The following is a 15,954-nucleotide window of genomic DNA, read 5'->3' on the forward strand; positions in this document are numbered from 1 at the left end:
TTCGGGTCCCCTCACGTGACGGGCGGTGTGTACCGGGCGGGGGCGGCGGGGGCGGCGGGGGCGGCGGGGGCGGCGGGGGCGCGCGAAAACGGCTGGCCGGGTCGGCCGGTTCCGGCCACCATGGTCTCCGAGGCGCCGAAGGGAGACGGGATGGGACCCGGGAGGATCCGGCCGATGCGTGCGGGGGACGTTCCCCGCCTGGTGGAGGTGTCGCTGGCGGCGGACACGGTGTTCGCCGAGGCCGGGGTGGTGCTGCCGCCCGACGACCCCCGCGGGATGCTGGCCCGCGCGGAACGGGTCCTGGTGGCCGAGGGCCCGCCGCCGGGCTCCCCCGCGGCGGGCCGGGGTGCCGCGGACCCGGCGCCGGTGGGCCTGGCCGCCACCGTGACCGTGGACGGCCACCCGCACCTGGAACAGCTCGCCGTGTGTCCGGAGCACGGGCGGCGGGGTGTCGGCGGCGCCCTGCTGGAGGCGGTGTGCGCCGAGGCCGCGGCCGCCGGTCACGCCCGACTCACGCTCACCACCTTCCGCGATCTGCCGTGGAACGGCCCCTGGTACGCGGCCCGGGGCTTCGGTGTCCTGCCCCGACGGGCGTGGGGGCCTGGCCTGGTGCGGCTCTGGGACTCGGAGGAGGACATCCGCGTACTGCCGCGCGTGGTGATGGCCCGCGGGTTGTGACCGCCGTTCGGAGGGCCGCCGCCGCTGGCGCTCCGCGGCGGACGCCGCGCCCCGGCCGGGTGAGGAGGGCCGGAGGGCGGGCTGGAGCGCCGGAGGCGGCCCGAACCCGGAGGCGGCCGGTCCGGGAGGGCTCCCAAGGGCGTGGCCGGAACCGGTCAGACGGTGGAGGAGAACACCTCCTCGCGGGCCCGTTCGAGGGCGTGCAGCAGCGCTCCGCGCACGACCGGGCTGCCCTCCACCCGGCCCAGCGCGACCTCCGTGGCGTTGGGGGCGATGCGGGCGGTGGCGGCCTGGACCCGTTCGGCGAGCTTGGTCCCGCCCGCGCGGGCGACGTCGCCGCCCAGCACGACCAGGCCGGGGTCGAGGATGACGGTGACGGCGGCCACCCCCCGGGCCAGGCGCTCGGCGAAGGCGTCGAGGAAGGCGTCCGCCCCGGGGGTGCCCGCGGCCGAGGCGGCGGCGACCACCTCGGTGACGTCGGAGCCCTCGATGCCGTACCCGGCGGCGAGCTCGACCACCTGACCGGCCTTGACCAGTGCTTGGAAGCCGTGCGGGAGTTCGCGGCGGGAGCCGTCGCGCAGGGATTCGTAGCCGCCGGAGAGCCCCACGTCGGTGGGCATGGGCGCGCCGGGCACCGGCAGGTAGCCGATCTCGCCCGCGCCGCCGGACCTGCCCCGGTGGATGCGGCCGTCGATCATGGTGGACATGCCGACGCCTCCGCCGGCGCTGAGCCAGATGAGCACGAACTCGGCCACCCCGGAGGCGGCGCCCTCGGAGTGCTCGGCCAGGGCCGCCAGGTTCACGTCGTTCTCGATCACGACCGAGCGCTTGAGGTCGGCGCGCAGGGCCTCCAGAATGCCCTCGTGCCAGGACATCAGGTCGAAGGAGAAGCGGATGTCACCGGTGCGCGGGTCCACGACGCCGGGCGTGCCGATGACGCAGGCACGCACCTTGTCCAGGGGGACCCCGGCGGTGTCGGCGAGGCGCATCACCGCGGTGTGCACCAGCGCCACGGGGTCCTCGGAGGCGCTGGGGTCGACGGTCACGTCGCTGATGATCCGGCCGGTGATGTCGGCGATCGTCGCGGTCACCCGCTGCGCGCTGACGTCGAGGGCTGCGACGTAGGCGCTCTCGGGAACCACCGCGTACAGGGCGGCGTTGGGCCCCCGGCCGCCCGCCTGGCTGCCCACCACGCGCACCAGGTCGCGCTCCTCCAGCCGCGCGAGCAGCTGGGAGGCGGTCACCTTGGACAGGCCGGTCCTCGTCCCGAGCTGCGTCCTGGTCAAGGGTCCCGCGGACAGCAGCAGTTCCAGCGCCGCGCGATCGTTGAGCTGGCGTAGCAGCCGGGGAGTCCCCGGACGTTGAGACATAACCGTGACACCTCACCCTGTTTTTATTAGGAAAGTTTCCTGTTAATTTAGCTCACAACCTCACAGGAGGTCACGTCCTGGCAGGCCCGCTCCGGGCCCTTCCGGTACCCGCGCCGGCGGGGCGGCCAACGTGCTATCCCAGCACAACCCCCACGAAGTCGTCGAGTCGCCGGGTGATCCTCCGATCATCGCAGGTCGGCTCGAGCACAGGCGTCGACCCCAGGCGCGCCGTGCGAAGGGAGAAGAGGTACACATGAGGTTCCCCAAGATCGCCGCGGCCACGACCGTGGTCCTGCTCGCCGCCGCGTGCGGCGGCGGCTCGGACCCCGCCGATGGCGGCGGTGAGGCCGACAGCCTGACCGTCTGGGTCATGGGCACCTCCCAGGAGCCCCTCGTCGAGTACTTCGAGGACGCCGAGGCGCGCTTCCAGGAGGGCAACCCCGACGTCGAGGTCAACGTCGAGTTCATCCCGTGGCCCGACGCGCAGGAGTCCATCACCAACGCCCTCGCCGGCGGCGACGCACCCGACGTCCTGGAGGTCGGCAACGACCAGGTCGCCTCCTGGGCCTCCCAGGGCGCCCTGCTCGACATCACCGAGCAGGTCGGCAACTGGGACGCCGCGGCGGGCATCGACGAGAACGCCCTGGAGTACGGCACCTACGAGGGCGTGCAGTACGGCGTTCCGTGGTTCTCCGGAGTGCGCACCCTGTACTACCGCGCGGACTGGCTGGAGGAGCTCGGCCACGAGCCGCCCCAGACCTGGGACGAGCTGCTGGAGGTGTCCGAGGCCATCGAGGACGAGTACGACGTCCCCGGCTTCGCAGCCCCGACCGACTTCACCAACGGCATCGCCAGTTTCATCTGGAGCAACGGCGGTGACATCGCCGTGCAGAACGGTGACACGTGGGAGGGCAGGCTCACCGACCCCGCCACCGTCGAGGCCGTCGAGTTCTACGCCAGCCTGACCACCGACGGCGTCTCCCCGCAGGACTACGTCGGCCAGAACGAGCTCATCGCCCTGGCCGACATCGCCAACAGCGAGCTGGGCATGTACATCGACGGCGGCTGGGCACGCGGCTCCATGGAGGAGCAGGCCGAGGACCCCGCGGTGGTCGAGAACATCGCCGCCGCGCCCATCCCCGGCGCCGACGGCATCGCCCCCGCCTTCGCGGGCGGCTCCGCGCTGACGGTGTTCAGCACCACCGAGCACCCGGACCTGGCCTTCGAGCTGCTGACCGTCCTCGGTGACGAGGAGGGCGGCAAGGGCTACGCCGACGTCGCCGGCTTCTTCCCGGCCTACCCGGCGCTGCTGGACAGCCCGGAGTACCAGGAGGACCCCGACCGGGCCGCCGCCGCCGAGCAGATGCAGAACACCCGGTTCTTCCCGACCACCCCGCGCTGGACCGCGGCCGACCAGGACAGCAAGATCCTGCCCGGCGCCGTCCTGGACATCGTCCGCGGCGGTGACCCCGAGGAGGTCCTGGAGGCCGCCAACGAGGAGCTGACCGCGATCCTCAACGAGCCGGTCGAGTAGCCGCGACCGTCCCACCGCGACCGCGCAGAGCGGTGTGCGGGCGGGGTCCCGCGCGGACCCCGCCCGCCGCGCCCGGCCCACGCCTCGATTGAGAAGACCATGGCACACACCGTCGAACCCGCCCCCGCGCGCGAGGTCCGGCCCCTCGAAGACACCGAGGCCGCACCCGCTCCGCGCCGCCGCGGACTGCCCACCCCGTACCTGCTCATCGCCCCGGCCCTGATCCTGCTCGCGATCGTGCTGCTGTGGCCGATCGTGCAGATGGTGTGGTACTCGCTCACCAGCTTCACCACCCGCAATCTGCTGCCCAACCAGCCCGGGCCCACCTGGAACGACTTCGCCCACTACCAGAAACTGCTGACCGACCCCACGTTCTGGACCATCCTGCGCAACACGGTCGTGGTCTGCGTGTTGATGGTCGGTATCACGATGGTGCTGGGCACCCTCGTGGGGCTGCTGCTACACAAGCTCCCCAAGTGGTTCTCGGGGTTCGTGGCCCTGGGCATGATGCTCGCCTGGGCCACCCCGGCGCTGAGCGCCTCGCTGGTCTTCCGGTGGCTGTTCCTGCCCGAGCGCGGACTGGTCAACGTCATGCTGGACCGGATGCCGGACTGGCTGGTGGGCGGCGGGTGGCTGGAGTACAACTGGTTCCTCGAACCGCTGTCGCTGTTCTCGATCCTCGTCACGGTGATCGTCTGGCAGTCCTTCCCCTTCGTGGCCGTCTCGGTGCTCGCCGGGCTCAAGAGCATCCCGCACGAGCTGTACGAGGCCGCCAGGATGGACGGCGCCGGCGCCTGGAAGGCGTTCTGGAACGTCACGTTCCCCATGCTGCGACCGCTGTTCGCCCTGCTGCTGGTCCTGCAGGTCATCTGGGACCTGCGCGTGTTCACCCAGCTGTACATCCTGGCCAACAGCTTCCAGAACAAGGACGTCTACCTGCTCTCGTACTACATCTACCAGCAGGGCTTCAGCGCCAACCCGGCCAACTACGGCATGGGCTCGGCGATCGCGGTGGTCATGACCGTGATGATCCTCGCCGTCACCGCGTACTACCTGCGCATCATGATCCGCCAGGGGGAGACCCGATGACCGCGATCGACAACAGTGCGGGCTCCACCGCCCGCGAGCACGCCGCCCGTGAGCGCACCGGGGACGGGAGCGCGGGAGCCGCCGGGGCCACGGGAGGGGCCGCCGGGGCCACGGGAGGGGCCGCCGGGGCCGGAGGCGACGGCGCCGGACGCGTCTACCGCCGCAGTCCGCTGCGCCGCCTGCGCCGCCTGCCGCTGTACCTGGCCGGTGTCGCGGTGTTCCTGTTCTCCGTGTTCCCCGTGTACTGGATGGTCATCACGGCCTTCAAGCCGGTGGGCGAGATCTTCACCCGCGACCAGACCCTCCTGCCGCAGGCGCCGACCCTGGCCCACTTCGACCGGGTGCTCAACGGACAGCTCATCCCGGGGGTGAACTTCTGGCAGTTCCTGGCCAACAGCCTGTTCGTCACCGTCTCCGCCGTGGCCATGGGAGCGTTCCTGTCGCTGCTGGCCGCCGTGGCCGTGGCCCGGTTCCGCTTCCGGCTGCGCACCGCCTTCGTCATCCTGCTGATGGTGATCCAGATGGTGCCGATGGAGGCGATGATCATCTCGATCTTCATCAACTTCCGGCAGCTGTCCGACCTGAGCGGCGTGCAGCTGCTCGGCAACCTCTCCGGCCTGCTCATCGTGTACACGGCCGTGTCCCTGCCGATCACCATCATGATGCTGCGGGGATTCGTGGCCGCGGTGCCCAAGGAGCTGGAGGAGGCGGCCGCCATCGACGGCGCCGGCTCCTGGACCGTCTTCTGGCGCATCCTCATGCCCCTGGTCGCGCCGGGCCTGGTGGCGGCCAGCATCTTCGCCTTCATCACGGCCTGGAACGAGTTCATCGTCGCACTGACGTTCCTGGGCCGCAGCACGGAGGACTACACGCTGCCCCTGACCCTGTCCTACTACTTCGGCCGCTTCGGCACCGAGTGGGGACCGATCATGGCGGCCTCCACGCTGCTGACCATCCCCGTGATGATCTTCTTCCTGTTCGTCCAGCGGCGCATGGTCTCCGGTCTGACCATGGGCGCGGTCAAGGGCTGACCGCCTCCGCCCGGCGCGGCGGGTTCCGCGGCCCCGCGTCGCGGAACCCGGACACGGGTCCGTGCCGGGGTCCGCTCCGCCGCTTCCCTGCTCCCCCGTCTCCCCGCTTCCCCGCCCTTCGTCTGCCCTGTGACGGGCACCCCTTCCCGAACGGAGTCCGCATGCCGTACGACCCGACCCTGGCGCGCCTGGCCAACGCCACGCTGCTGGTGCCCTTCGAGTCCTACCACGCCCCGCGCTGGGTCCTGGAGGGTCTGGCAGACGGCGTCTCCGGGGTCTGTCTGTTCCACAACAACCTCGACGGCCCCGAGCAGGTCGCCGCGCTCAACGCCGCACTGGCCGAGGCCGCCGACACCCCGCTCATCTCCCTGGACGAGGAGGGCGGCGACGTCACCCGCATCGGCCAGGCGCGGGGCAGCGACTACCCGGGCAACGCCGCGCTGGGCGCTGTGGACGACCCCGACCTGACCCGCGCCACCCTGCGCTCCCTGGGCGGACGGCTGGCCGGGCTGGGCTTCAACCTGGACCTGGCCCCCTCGGTGGACGTCAACGTCGCCGACGACAACCCGGTGATCGGCACCCGCTCCTTCGGCGCCGACGCCGAGCTGGTCGCCCGGCACGCGGCCGCCGCCGTGCTGGGCCTGCAGGAGGCGGGCGTGGCCGCGTGCGCCAAGCACTTCCCCGGGCACGGCGCCACCTCGCAGGACTCCCACCACGTGCTGCCGCGTGTGGAGGCCGACGCCGACCTCCTGCGCCGGCGCGAGCTGCTGCCCTTCCGCGCGGCCGTGGAGGCCGGGGTGCGGTCCATCCTGACCGCGCACATCGAGATGCCCGGACTGGGCGGGGAGGGGCCGGCCACGCTCACTCCGCACATCCTCAACGACCTGCTGCGGGAGGAGCTGGGCTTCACCGGGAGCGTGGTCAGCGACGCCATGGACATGCAGGGCGTGAGCGGCCGGATCGGCATCCCCGAGGCGAGCGTGCGCGCGGTGGCCGCCGGGGTGGACCTGCTGTGCCTGGGCAGGTACGTCTACGCCGACCAGGTCGATCTGGTCCGCTCCGCGCTGGTGGAGGCGGTGCGCGAGGGACGCCTGCCCGCGGAGCGCCTGGAGGAGGCCGCCGCCCGCAACGCCGATCTGCGCGCGTGGATCCGCTCCTCGGCCGCCCGCCGGTCGGCCGCCACCGGTGCCGACGGTGTCCCCGGTACCGACGGCGTGGGCCTGGCCGGGGCCCGCCGCGCGGTGCGTGTGGCGGGCGACCTGCCCCCGCTGAGCGACCCGTACGTGGTGGAGGTGGACGCCCCCGCCGGTATGGCGGTGGGCGAGGTGCCCTGGGGACTGGGCCCCTGGTTCCCCGACGTCGAGCGGGTCTCCCCCGAGCCGGGGCACGCCGACCGGCTGCTGGAGGGCGCCCGGGGACGCGACCTGGTCGTGGTGGTACGGGACGCGCACCGCTACCAGGGCGCCCGGGCGCTGGTGAGCCGCCTGCTCCGGGCCCGCCCCGAGGCCGTGGTGGTGGAGATGGGGCTGCCCATCTGGCGGCCCGACTGCGGCGCGCACGTGAGCACCTACGGTGCCGCCCACGTCAACGGACTGAGCGCGGCCGAGCTGCTGGGCGGGGCGGTGGGCGCTTCCTCCGGCCGGAGCTGACCCCCGCCCGTCCGGCCCGCGACCGGGGCGGGGACCTCCGCCGACCGGACGGGGTCCTGCCCCCGTCCGGTCACGTCCGGTCCGGGCCGCGGAGGGGCCGGTCGCACCGGAGGGGCGCGGAACCGGGGACGGCCGGGCCGTAACGTCACCGATGTCCCTGAAAGCCGGTAGGAGAAGTACGCTTGACCTGAAGCACCCCGGCCGTCGGCGCATCCGTCGGCGCCCGGTGCCCCATTCGCCCTTCTAACCACGGCATAATCACAGCATGCGCCTTTCAGCCCGGGTCGACTACGCGCTACGCGCGGCGGCGGAGCTCGCCGTCGCCGACGAGGGGCCGGTGACGGCCGAGCAGCTCGCGCGTGCGCAGGCCATCCCCGGAAAATTCCTCGAGAACATCCTCACCCAGCTACGCCGTGCCGGTCTGGTGCGCAGCCAGCGCGGCCCCGTCGGCGGCTACTGGCTGGCCCGCCCCGCGGCGGAGATCTCCCTGGCCGACATCATCCGCGCGGTCGACGGGCCCCTCGCCAACGTGCGCGGTGAGCGGCCCGAGCACGTGGACTACGACGGAGCGGCCCGCAGCCTGCAACAGGTGTGGATCGCCCTGCGCGCCAGCGAGCGCGCCATCCTGGAGGGCGTCAACCTCCAACACCTGGTGACCAACGAACTGCCCGACACCGTGCGCTCCCTGGCCGAGGACCCCGAGGCCTGGGTCAACCACACCCACCGCTGAGCCCCGGGCGTCCGCCGCCCGTCGGCCCCGAACACGTGTGAAGGAGCCGGCCCTGGGGCCGGCTCCTTCGCGGTCACGGTGATGACGGACGGACAGATCCGAGACGGGGTCAGACCCCGACCATGTCGGCGACTTGGGGAACGCGATCCGGTACCGGGTCGATGCCGAGGTCCTGGGCGGTGACGGGGTCGCTCGGGACCGCGTCGCCCAGCAGCGCGGCCTCCTGCAGCTCGGCGAGGGCGAGCTGGTCGGAGACCTCTCTCAGTACCTGTGAAAGCGGGACGCCCAGCGCCCCGCAGATCGAGGAGAGCAGTTCGGAAGAGGCTTCCTTCTGCCCGCGCTCGACCTCCGACAGGTAACCGAGGGATACACGTGCATCGGCCGACACCTCACGGAGGGTGCGGCCCTGGCGCTGCCGGAGCCGCCTGAGCACGTCACCAAGTAGGTGACGAAGCAGGACCATCATTCGCGCTCCCTCCCACCGGTAGCGACCTTCATATACAACACCGTACCCGCCCTACGCCCGATTCGGGCACCTCTTGCCGTCCTGTTCGCTGGAGGGGGAACCTCGTCCGGGGGTGGTTTTGTTCCCCCGGCGCGGGGATAAGGGGCACCAACCGAAAGCTCAGGCCCGGTGGTTCCCCTCCGTGCTCCCTCGAACGACCGAGTCCAGGAGCACCAGCGCCCCCTCGACCGTGCGGTATCGGATACCCGCACGGTCCCCGGTGAAACGGAACGGCCGGACACGGGTGTCTTCGGGGGAGGTGGCGACGGCCACATAGACGGTGCCGACGGGCTGCCCGTCCTGGGGTTCGGGCCCGGCCACGCCGGTCACCGCGACCCCGAAGTCCGCTCGCAGGAGGCGGCGGACGCCGAGCGCCATGTGCGCGGCCACGTCGGGGTGGACCGCGCCGTGCTCGGCCAGCAGGTCCTCCGGGACCCCGAGCAGGGCGGCCTTGGTGTCGGTGGCGTAGGTGACCACGCCGCCCCGGTAGGACCCCGAGGAGCCGGGGATGGCGGTGATGTGGGCGCCGATGAGACCGCCGGTGAGCGACTCGGCGGTGGCGCAGGTGGCACCGCGGTCGAGCAGGGCCCGGTGGGCGGCCCCGGCCGCGGTGAGCACCTCGACGCGGAACTCCCGCCCCTCCGAGCCCAGGCGGACCCGGTCCTCCTCACGGGGCGCTCCGCCCCGGGCGCCGCGTCCCGGCTCTCCGTCCCGGGGGTCCCGCCGGCTCACTCCGAGTGCTCCCGGCGGCCCCGGACCGCCCGTACGGCGTCGAGGACGTAGGTCAGGCCGGTCCACAGCGTGACCACGAGCGCGGCGGCCATGACCACGTTGGCGAACCAGACGAAGGCCCAGCTGAGCGGCAGCACCCGCAGCGGGAAGAGGTAGACGCTGATCGCGACGACCTGCAGGACGGTCTTGAGCTTGCCGCCCTTGCTCGCGGGCATGACCACGTAGCGCAGCACCGCGAAGCGCAGCGCGGTGACACCCCACTCGCGGGCCAGGATGGCGATGGTGACCCACCACCACAGGTCGCCCTGCAGGGAGAGCACCACCAGCGCGGCCCCGGTGAGCGCCTTGTCGGCGATCGGGTCCACGATCTTGCCGAAGTCGGTGACGAGGTTGTGGCGGCGGGCGAGCTCACCGTCGACGCGGTCGGTGATGGCGGCCAGCACGAAGACGGAGAAGGCGGCGAACCGCCACCACGAGCCGTCCAGGAACATGAACCACACGAACAGCGGCACCATGAGCAGGCGGCTCATCGTGAGGATGTTCGCGATGTTCCAGAGGGGGACGCGGGGGTCGGGCACGGCCGCGGGGTCGGGAGTGCTCATCTGCTGCTGGCTTCCGGCTGGGTGTCGTCCTGTTCGGCGACCAGGTCGGCACCGGCCGACTGGATGACGGTGGCGCGCACCAGGTCACCGACGGCCAGGTCCTGTCCGTACAGGATCGTGCTGCCGTCGACCTCGGGGGCCTGGTGCTCGGCGCGGCCCTCGTAGGCGCCGTCCTCCAGCACCGACTCCACCAGGACGGTCACCTGCGATCCGATCCGCTCCTCGGCGCGCTGGACCATCAGCTCCTCGGCGAGGCGGTTGAGGTGGTCCACGCGCTCGGCGACGACCTCCTCGGGCAGCTTGCCGCCGTGGGTGGCGGCCTCGGTGCCGTCCTCGTCGGAGTAGCCGAACACGCCGATGGCGTCCAGTCGGGCCTGGCTGAGGAAGGAGACCAGGTCCTCGAACTCGGCGTCTGTCTCGCCGGGGAAGCCGACGATGAAGTTGGAGCGGGCCCCGGCCTCGGGGGCGCGGCCGCGGACCGCCTCCAGCAGCTCCAGGAAGCGCTCGCGGTCGCCGAAGCGCCGCATACGGCGCAGCAGGGTGCCGCTGGCGTGCTGGAAGGACAGGTCGAAGTAGGGGACCACGCCGGGGGTGCCGGTGAGGACCTCCACCAGCCCGGGGCGGACCTCGGCGGGCTGGAGGTAGCTGACCCGGACGCGGTCCAGGCCGGGCACCGCGGCCAGGCGGGGCAGGAGCTTCTCCAGGGCGCGCACGTCGCCCAGGTCCTTGCCGTAGGAGGTGGAGTTCTCGCTGACCAGGAACACCTCGCGCACGCCCTCGCCCGCCAGCCACTCGGCCTCGCGGACGATCTCGTCCGGGTGGCGGGAGATGTAGGCGCCGCGGAAGGTCGGGATGGCGCAGAAGGTGCAGCGCCGGTCGCAGCCGGAGGCGATCTTGAGGTTGGCCACCGGGCCGCCGGTCAGGCGGCGGCGCGGGACGGCCGCGCGGTAGGGCAGTTCGGTGCCCTCGGCCCCCGGGGCGTCGGCCAGGGCCGCTCCGGCGAAGGTCCCGTGACCGGGGACGTGGGCCTGGGAGGCGTCGCGCTCGGCCGGGCTGATCGGCAGCAGGGTGCGCCGGTCGCGGGGGTCGTGCGGGACCAGCGAGCGTCCGGACAGGACGTCGTCGAGCCGGTCGGTGATGGAGGCGTAGTCGTCGAAGCCGATGACCTGGGCCTCGGGCAGTGCCTCGGCGAGCTCGGAACCGTACCGCTCGGCCATGCACCCGGCCGCGACCACCTTGCCGCCGTTCTCGGCTGCCTCCAGCAGCGTCTCGATGGAGTCCTGCTTGGCGGCGTCGATGAACCCGCAGGTGTTGACCAGGGTGACGTCGGCCTTGGTGTCGCCGTCGACCAGTTCCCAGCCGCCCGCGGCCAGACGCCCGGCGAGCTCTTCGGAGTCGACCTCGTTACGCGCACACCCCAGGGTGACGAGTGAGACAGTACGGCGCGATGACATGGCTTCCAAGGTGTGGGAGAGCTTCGAGTGGTGCGGGGAGCCGGGCCGCGACGGTTGGAACGCGTCCGGGGCGCGGCGTCGCATGGCGCCGCCCGCAGCCCCCCACACTACCCTGAGCGGCTCACCCGGCCGTACTCCGGCCCGGCCGCCCCCTGACCGGGGAGCGGGGGCGGGCACAGCACGAGGACCCGGTGCCGTCACGGCACCGGGTCCTCGGTCGCCCGGCGGCCCACGGGGAGCCGGCGCCGTCACTGGATCAGGCCCTCCGCCCCGACGGTGACCTCCTTGACCTCACCGGGGAGGCCGAGGGGCCCGAGCTCCTGGCCGTTGACGGTGACCCGGACCGCGCCGGCGTCGCCGATCCACATGTTGAGGCTGTCCTCGGCCACGTAGTCCTGGCTCTCGCCCTCCAGCAGGAACCCGACGTAGAGGTCCTCACCGTCGGCCTCGGTGATCTCGACCCAGCTGCGGCCGGAGGCGGCGAGCTCGACGGTGAACTCCGCGGGCTGGGGCGGCGCGGCCTCGGCCGTCTCCGACCCGCCGGGACGCACGGCGGAGTCCACGGTGCTCTCGCCCCCGGGGTTCCCCATCGCCGCGCGCAGCGGGTTGCCCGCGTCCCAGTCCTGCCAGGTACGGACGCCGATGAGGACGGCCAGGAGCACGATGCCGCAGACCACGGCCCAGGGCCAGTGCCGCCGGACGGCCTCGGCCCGGCCCCGGCGGGAACCGGTGACCACGGGGCGCGGCGCGGGCCTGCCGCCGGGCGGCCTGCTGCCCGCGGCGTGCCTGCCGCCGTGCGGCGCGCCGTGCCCGGGCTGCCCGGGGCCGCCGTACACGGGCTGGCCGTGCGCGGCTCCCCTGCGCAGCTGCCGGGTGAAGAGGGGCCGCCCGCCGCCGTACCCGCGTTCCTCGGGGGCGGGGTCCTCGTACGCGGGCTGTTCGTGTTCGGGCTGTTCGTGCAGGGGAAGGTCGTCCGCGTACGCCGCGGATCCGGCTTCCGTCCGCGGGTAGGCGCCGTACTCGGGTGCCTCGTACTGGTCGTCGTAGTGGGCGTCGTCGTACTGGTGTGCCCCGTGCGCGGGTTCGCCGTACCGCTCCCCGGCGCTCTCCCGGCCCGGGCGGGCGTCGTACTCGAACCCTCCGCGTGCGGGCGCCTCGGGCACGGGCTCCGCGTGGGCGGGACCGGTGTACGCGGGGGCGCCCACGGCGGTCCGGTGGTCCCCGCGCCGCCCCTCCCCGCCCTCACGGGGGCCGGGCACCGGAGCCGCGGGCGCGTCCCGGCGCGTGTCGCCCTCGGCCGGGCGCCCCAGGAACTGCCTGCGTTCGAAGTGGCCCCAGCGCTGGGCGCCGACACCGGAGTCGTCGTCCCCGAAGCGGTGCGTCACCCCCGGTGTCGCACCCTCCTCCGCCGCGCGGGCGGCGGCCGCCGCCCGGATACCCTCCGGCGTGGCCGCCGGGTGGCGCTGCGGAGGCACGAAGGCCGGTATGGAGCCCGTGGCGTGCTCATGGTCGTACTCGTCCAGGAGTGGCGCCGGGTCCAGGCCGAGCGCGCGGCAGATCCCGCGGATGTGGCCGCGTGCGTAGAAGTCTCCGCCGCAGGAGGCGAAGTCCTCCTGCTCGATACCCATGAGGACGGTTTCCCGGATGCGTGTACGGGCGCTGAGGTCCGCGACCGTGTGGCCCGCCGCGACCCGGGCGGCAGACAGGGTCTGGCCTATGGTCGCCATGCGCACTCCCCCCGCGACTGTGTGTGACTGACGGGTCCCACTCTGCCGTTCCGGAGGCGTTCTCGCAGGCCACCACGCCCCATGAAGCCCCCAAGATCCCACCAAATCGGGCAGGAACGTTTTTAAGGGATTCGAGTGGATGATCGGGAAAGTCCATGACACGGGGGATGGGGCTGGTGCCGCCCCGCCTCTCTCACCCGGTCCCGCCCCGCCGTGACTCCTGCTTCCGGAGAACCCCACGGCCTCCGCACCCTGCGGTGCGCGGGCTCCACGGGCGCCCGGCCGCTCCCCGCCGGACGCCCCGCCCCCTGGTGCGGGGCGCCGGTTCACGAGCCGCGGATGTCCTCCAGGACGGCGGGCAGGTCGTCGGGGGTGACGAGGACGTCCCGGGCCTTGGAGCCCTCGCTGGGACCGACCACGTCGCGGCTCTCCATGAGGTCCATGAGCCGCCCCGCCTTGGCGAAGCCCACGCGCAGCTTGCGCTGGAGCATGGACGTGGACCCGAACTGGGTGGTGACCACCAGCTCCACCGCCTGGAGGAGGAGGTCCAGGTCGTCGCCGATGTCCTCGTCGATCTCCTTCTTCTTGGTGTCGGGGGCCGCGACGTCCTCGCGGTAGCTGGGCTCGGACTGCTTCTTGCAGTGCTCGACGATCCCCCGGATCTCCTTCTCCGACACCCAGGCGTTCTGGAGGCGGATCGGTTTGCCCGCGCCCATCGGCAGGAAGAGGGCGTCGCCCTTGCCCACCAGCTTCTCCGCCCCGGGCTGGTCGAGGATGACCCGGCTGTCGGACAGGCTGGAGGTGGCGAAGGCCAGGCGGGAGGGCACGTTGGCCTTGATCAGGCCGGTGACGACGTCGACGCTGGGCCGCTGGGTGGCCAGCACCAGGTGGATCCCCGCGGCGCGGGCCAGCTGGGTGATGCGCACGACGGCGTCCTCCACGTCGCGTGGGGCGACCATCATCAGGTCGGCCAGCTCGTCCACGATCACCAGCAGGTACGGGTAGGGCTCGTACTCGCGCTCGCTGCCGGGCGGTGCGGTGAGCTCACCGGCGCGTACGGCGGCGTTGAAGTCGTCCACGTGCCGGTAGCCGGAGGCCGCCAGGTCGTCGTAGCGGCGGTCCATCTCCCCCACGACCCACTGCAGGGCCTCGGCGGCCTTCTTGGGGTTGGTGATGATGGGGGTGATCAGGTGGGGGATGCCCTCGTACATGGTCAGCTCGACCCGCTTGGGGTCGACCAGGATCATCCTGACCTCGTCGGGCGTGGCGCGCATCATCAGCGAGGTGATGAGCCCGTTGATGCAGGTGGACTTACCGGCGCCGGTGGCACCGGCGACCAGCACGTGCGGCATCTTGGCCAGGTTCGCGACCACGTTGGAGCCCTCGACGTCCTTGCCCAGGCCCACCAGCATGGGGTGGTCGTCGGAGGTGGCCGCGGGCGAGCGCAGCACGTCGCCCAGGCTCACGATGTCCTTGTCGGTGTTGGGGATCTCCACGCCGATCGCCGACTTCCCCGGGATCGGCGACTGGATGCGCACGTCGGCGCTCTTGACCGCCAGGGAGATGTTCTTGGCCAGCGCGGTGACCTTCTCGACCTTGACCGCCGGACCGAGCTCGATCTCGTAGCGGGTCACCGTGGGACCGCGGGTGAAACCGGTCACCTCGGCGTCGATGTTGAACTGGTTGAGCACCCCCGACAGGGCCTCCACGACGTCGTCGTTGGCCTTGGTGCGCGGCTTGAGGGGGCTGCCGGGCTTGAGCATCGTCGGCGCGGGCAGGTCGTAGTCGCCCTCCACCACGCGGGAGGGGATGGTCAGCTGCTCGGTGGCGGCGGGCGCGGGTGTGGGGTCGGGGACCTCCGCTTTCCTGCGGGGGGCCCTGGGTTTGGCGGGCTTCTCCTCCTCGTCGGTCAGCGCGGGGGCCACGACGGGTTCGGGCTCCCCGAGCACCGGGCTGTCGTAGGGGCGCTCGTGGTCGCCCGCGACCGTCGGGGCCGCCTTGCGCTTGCGTGGCTTCCCCTTCGGCGGGTCCGCGACGGCGTCGCGCTCCATCAGCACGGTGAACAGGGCCTGCAGGCGGTCGGGGATGCGGCGGATGGGGGTGGCCGTGACGACGAGGACGCCGAAGACCAGCACCAGGAGCAGGAGCACACCGGTCAGCCAGGGCGTGACCACGGCGCTGAGCGGCCCGGAGGCGACGAAGCCGATGAGCCCGCCCGCCTCCTGGAGGGCGGCCAGGCCGTCCGAGGGCTGCGGAACTCCGTGGGCGATGTGGACCAGGCCGAGCAGGCCCAGCAGGATGGCGCTGAAGCCGATGAACAGCCGTCCGGCGTCGCCCTCCCGGCCGCTGCCGGGCGTGCGCATCAGCTTGACCGCGACGGGCAGGAACAGCAGCGGCAGGATCGGGGAGAACGTCCCGAAGGCCCCCAGGGTCAGCGCGCGGGTGTACTCCAGCAGCGGTCCGTCGCTGTTCCACCACACGGCGGCGGCGATGAGGACGCCCGCGGCGAGCAGGACCAGTCCGGCCCCGTCGCGGCGCAGGTCGGGGTCCAGGCCGCGCGCGCTGCGACCCACCGCGCGGGCGGTGCCGCCGACGGTGTGCGCGAGCAGTTTCCACAGGACCAGCAGGAACTGGCCGAACATGGTGACGGCGAAGGCGATCGGCCCGTCGGGCATGCGCTTCCTGGCCGGAGGCTTCTTCTTGCGTCCGGAGCCGCCGGAGGAGGCGCGGGTGGCCATCGGGGGATCACCTCCACGGGAACGGTCGGGCAGGACGGCCCACTACGGCGGGCAGCCTACTGCGCCGTCCACCCCGTGCGCCCGTATGCGGGGCGGCGTGTCGGGGAACGCGACG

The 15,954-nt window shown here is 72.7% G+C and carries 13 protein-coding genes; 6 read left to right on the forward strand and 7 right to left on the reverse strand.

Going from position 1 to position 15,954, the window contains the following annotated elements; all coding sequences use genetic code 11:
- Positions 1-174: 174 nt before the first annotated feature.
- The gene (locus tag FYW95_RS01870) at positions 175-678 is read left to right on the forward strand and encodes a GNAT family N-acetyltransferase (protein WP_159939826.1); all 504 of its coding nucleotides are present in this window, start codon (positions 175-177) and stop codon (positions 676-678) included.
- 155 nt (positions 679-833) lie between these two features.
- Here FYW95_RS01870 and FYW95_RS01875 read toward each other — a convergent pair whose 3' ends face one another.
- Complete coding sequence (locus FYW95_RS01875) at positions 834-2,048, reverse strand: ROK family transcriptional regulator (protein WP_159939824.1); 1,215 nt, start codon at positions 2,046-2,048, stop codon at positions 834-836.
- A 253-nt stretch (positions 2,049-2,301) separates the two neighbouring features.
- On the opposite strand from FYW95_RS01875, the gene FYW95_RS01880 reads away from it, so the two are divergent.
- The 5 genes from FYW95_RS01880 (at position 2,302) to FYW95_RS01900 (ending at position 8,081) form a co-directional block, all read left to right on the forward strand.
- Positions 2,302-3,582, forward strand: coding sequence for an extracellular solute-binding protein (locus tag FYW95_RS01880; RefSeq protein WP_159939822.1), 1,281 nt, complete (start codon positions 2,302-2,304; stop codon positions 3,580-3,582).
- Between the two features lie 99 nt (positions 3,583-3,681).
- Positions 3,682-4,671 (forward strand): carbohydrate ABC transporter permease, encoded by a 990-nt coding sequence (locus FYW95_RS01885; RefSeq protein WP_159939820.1) that lies wholly within the window; start codon positions 3,682-3,684, stop codon positions 4,669-4,671.
- Positions 4,668-5,702: a carbohydrate ABC transporter permease gene (locus FYW95_RS01890; RefSeq protein ID WP_236572029.1), complete on the forward strand. Its 1,035-nt coding sequence runs from the start codon at positions 4,668-4,670 to the stop codon at positions 5,700-5,702. Before FYW95_RS01885 ends, FYW95_RS01890 begins: the two co-directional genes overlap by 4 nt.
- Positions 5,703-5,863: 161 nt before the next feature.
- Complete coding sequence (locus FYW95_RS01895) at positions 5,864-7,351, forward strand: glycoside hydrolase family 3 protein (protein ID WP_160049903.1); 1,488 nt, start codon at positions 5,864-5,866, stop codon at positions 7,349-7,351.
- A 265-nt stretch (positions 7,352-7,616) separates the two neighbouring features.
- The gene (locus FYW95_RS01900) at positions 7,617-8,081 is read left to right on the forward strand and encodes an RrF2 family transcriptional regulator (RefSeq protein ID WP_159939814.1); all 465 of its coding nucleotides are present in this window, start codon (positions 7,617-7,619) and stop codon (positions 8,079-8,081) included.
- 109 nt (positions 8,082-8,190) lie between these two features.
- Here FYW95_RS01900 and FYW95_RS01905 read toward each other — a convergent pair whose 3' ends face one another.
- The 6 genes from FYW95_RS01905 to FYW95_RS01930 all read right to left on the reverse strand — a co-directional run bounded on the left by FYW95_RS01905 (position 8,191) and on the right by FYW95_RS01930 (position 15,839).
- Positions 8,191-8,547, reverse strand: coding sequence for a helix-turn-helix domain-containing protein (locus FYW95_RS01905; protein ID WP_159939812.1), 357 nt, complete (start codon positions 8,545-8,547; stop codon positions 8,191-8,193).
- Between the two features lie 159 nt (positions 8,548-8,706).
- Entirely contained in the window at positions 8,707-9,237 is a 531-nt protein-coding gene (locus FYW95_RS01910; RefSeq protein WP_159940060.1) for a CinA family protein, read from the reverse strand.
- A gap of 77 nt (positions 9,238-9,314) precedes the next feature.
- Positions 9,315-9,920: a CDP-diacylglycerol--glycerol-3-phosphate 3-phosphatidyltransferase gene (pgsA, locus tag FYW95_RS01915; protein ID WP_159939810.1), complete on the reverse strand. Its 606-nt coding sequence runs from the start codon at positions 9,918-9,920 to the stop codon at positions 9,315-9,317.
- Complete coding sequence (rimO, locus tag FYW95_RS01920; protein ID WP_159939808.1) at positions 9,917-11,374, reverse strand: 30S ribosomal protein S12 methylthiotransferase RimO; 1,458 nt, start codon at positions 11,372-11,374, stop codon at positions 9,917-9,919. The genes pgsA and rimO overlap by 4 nt, the downstream gene beginning before the upstream one ends.
- A gap of 248 nt (positions 11,375-11,622) precedes the next feature.
- Positions 11,623-13,101 (reverse strand): RodZ domain-containing protein, encoded by a 1,479-nt coding sequence (locus FYW95_RS27935; protein ID WP_236567575.1) that lies wholly within the window; start codon positions 13,099-13,101, stop codon positions 11,623-11,625.
- 326 nt (positions 13,102-13,427) lie between these two features.
- Entirely contained in the window at positions 13,428-15,839 is a 2,412-nt protein-coding gene (locus FYW95_RS01930) for a DNA translocase FtsK (protein WP_159939806.1), read from the reverse strand.
- Positions 15,840-15,954: the final 115 nt, after the last annotated feature.

The sequence above is a fragment of the Nocardiopsis sp. FR4 genome, from assembly GCF_009830945.1.
In the GTDB taxonomy this organism is placed as follows: Bacteria; Actinomycetota; Actinomycetes; order Streptosporangiales; family Streptosporangiaceae; genus Nocardiopsis.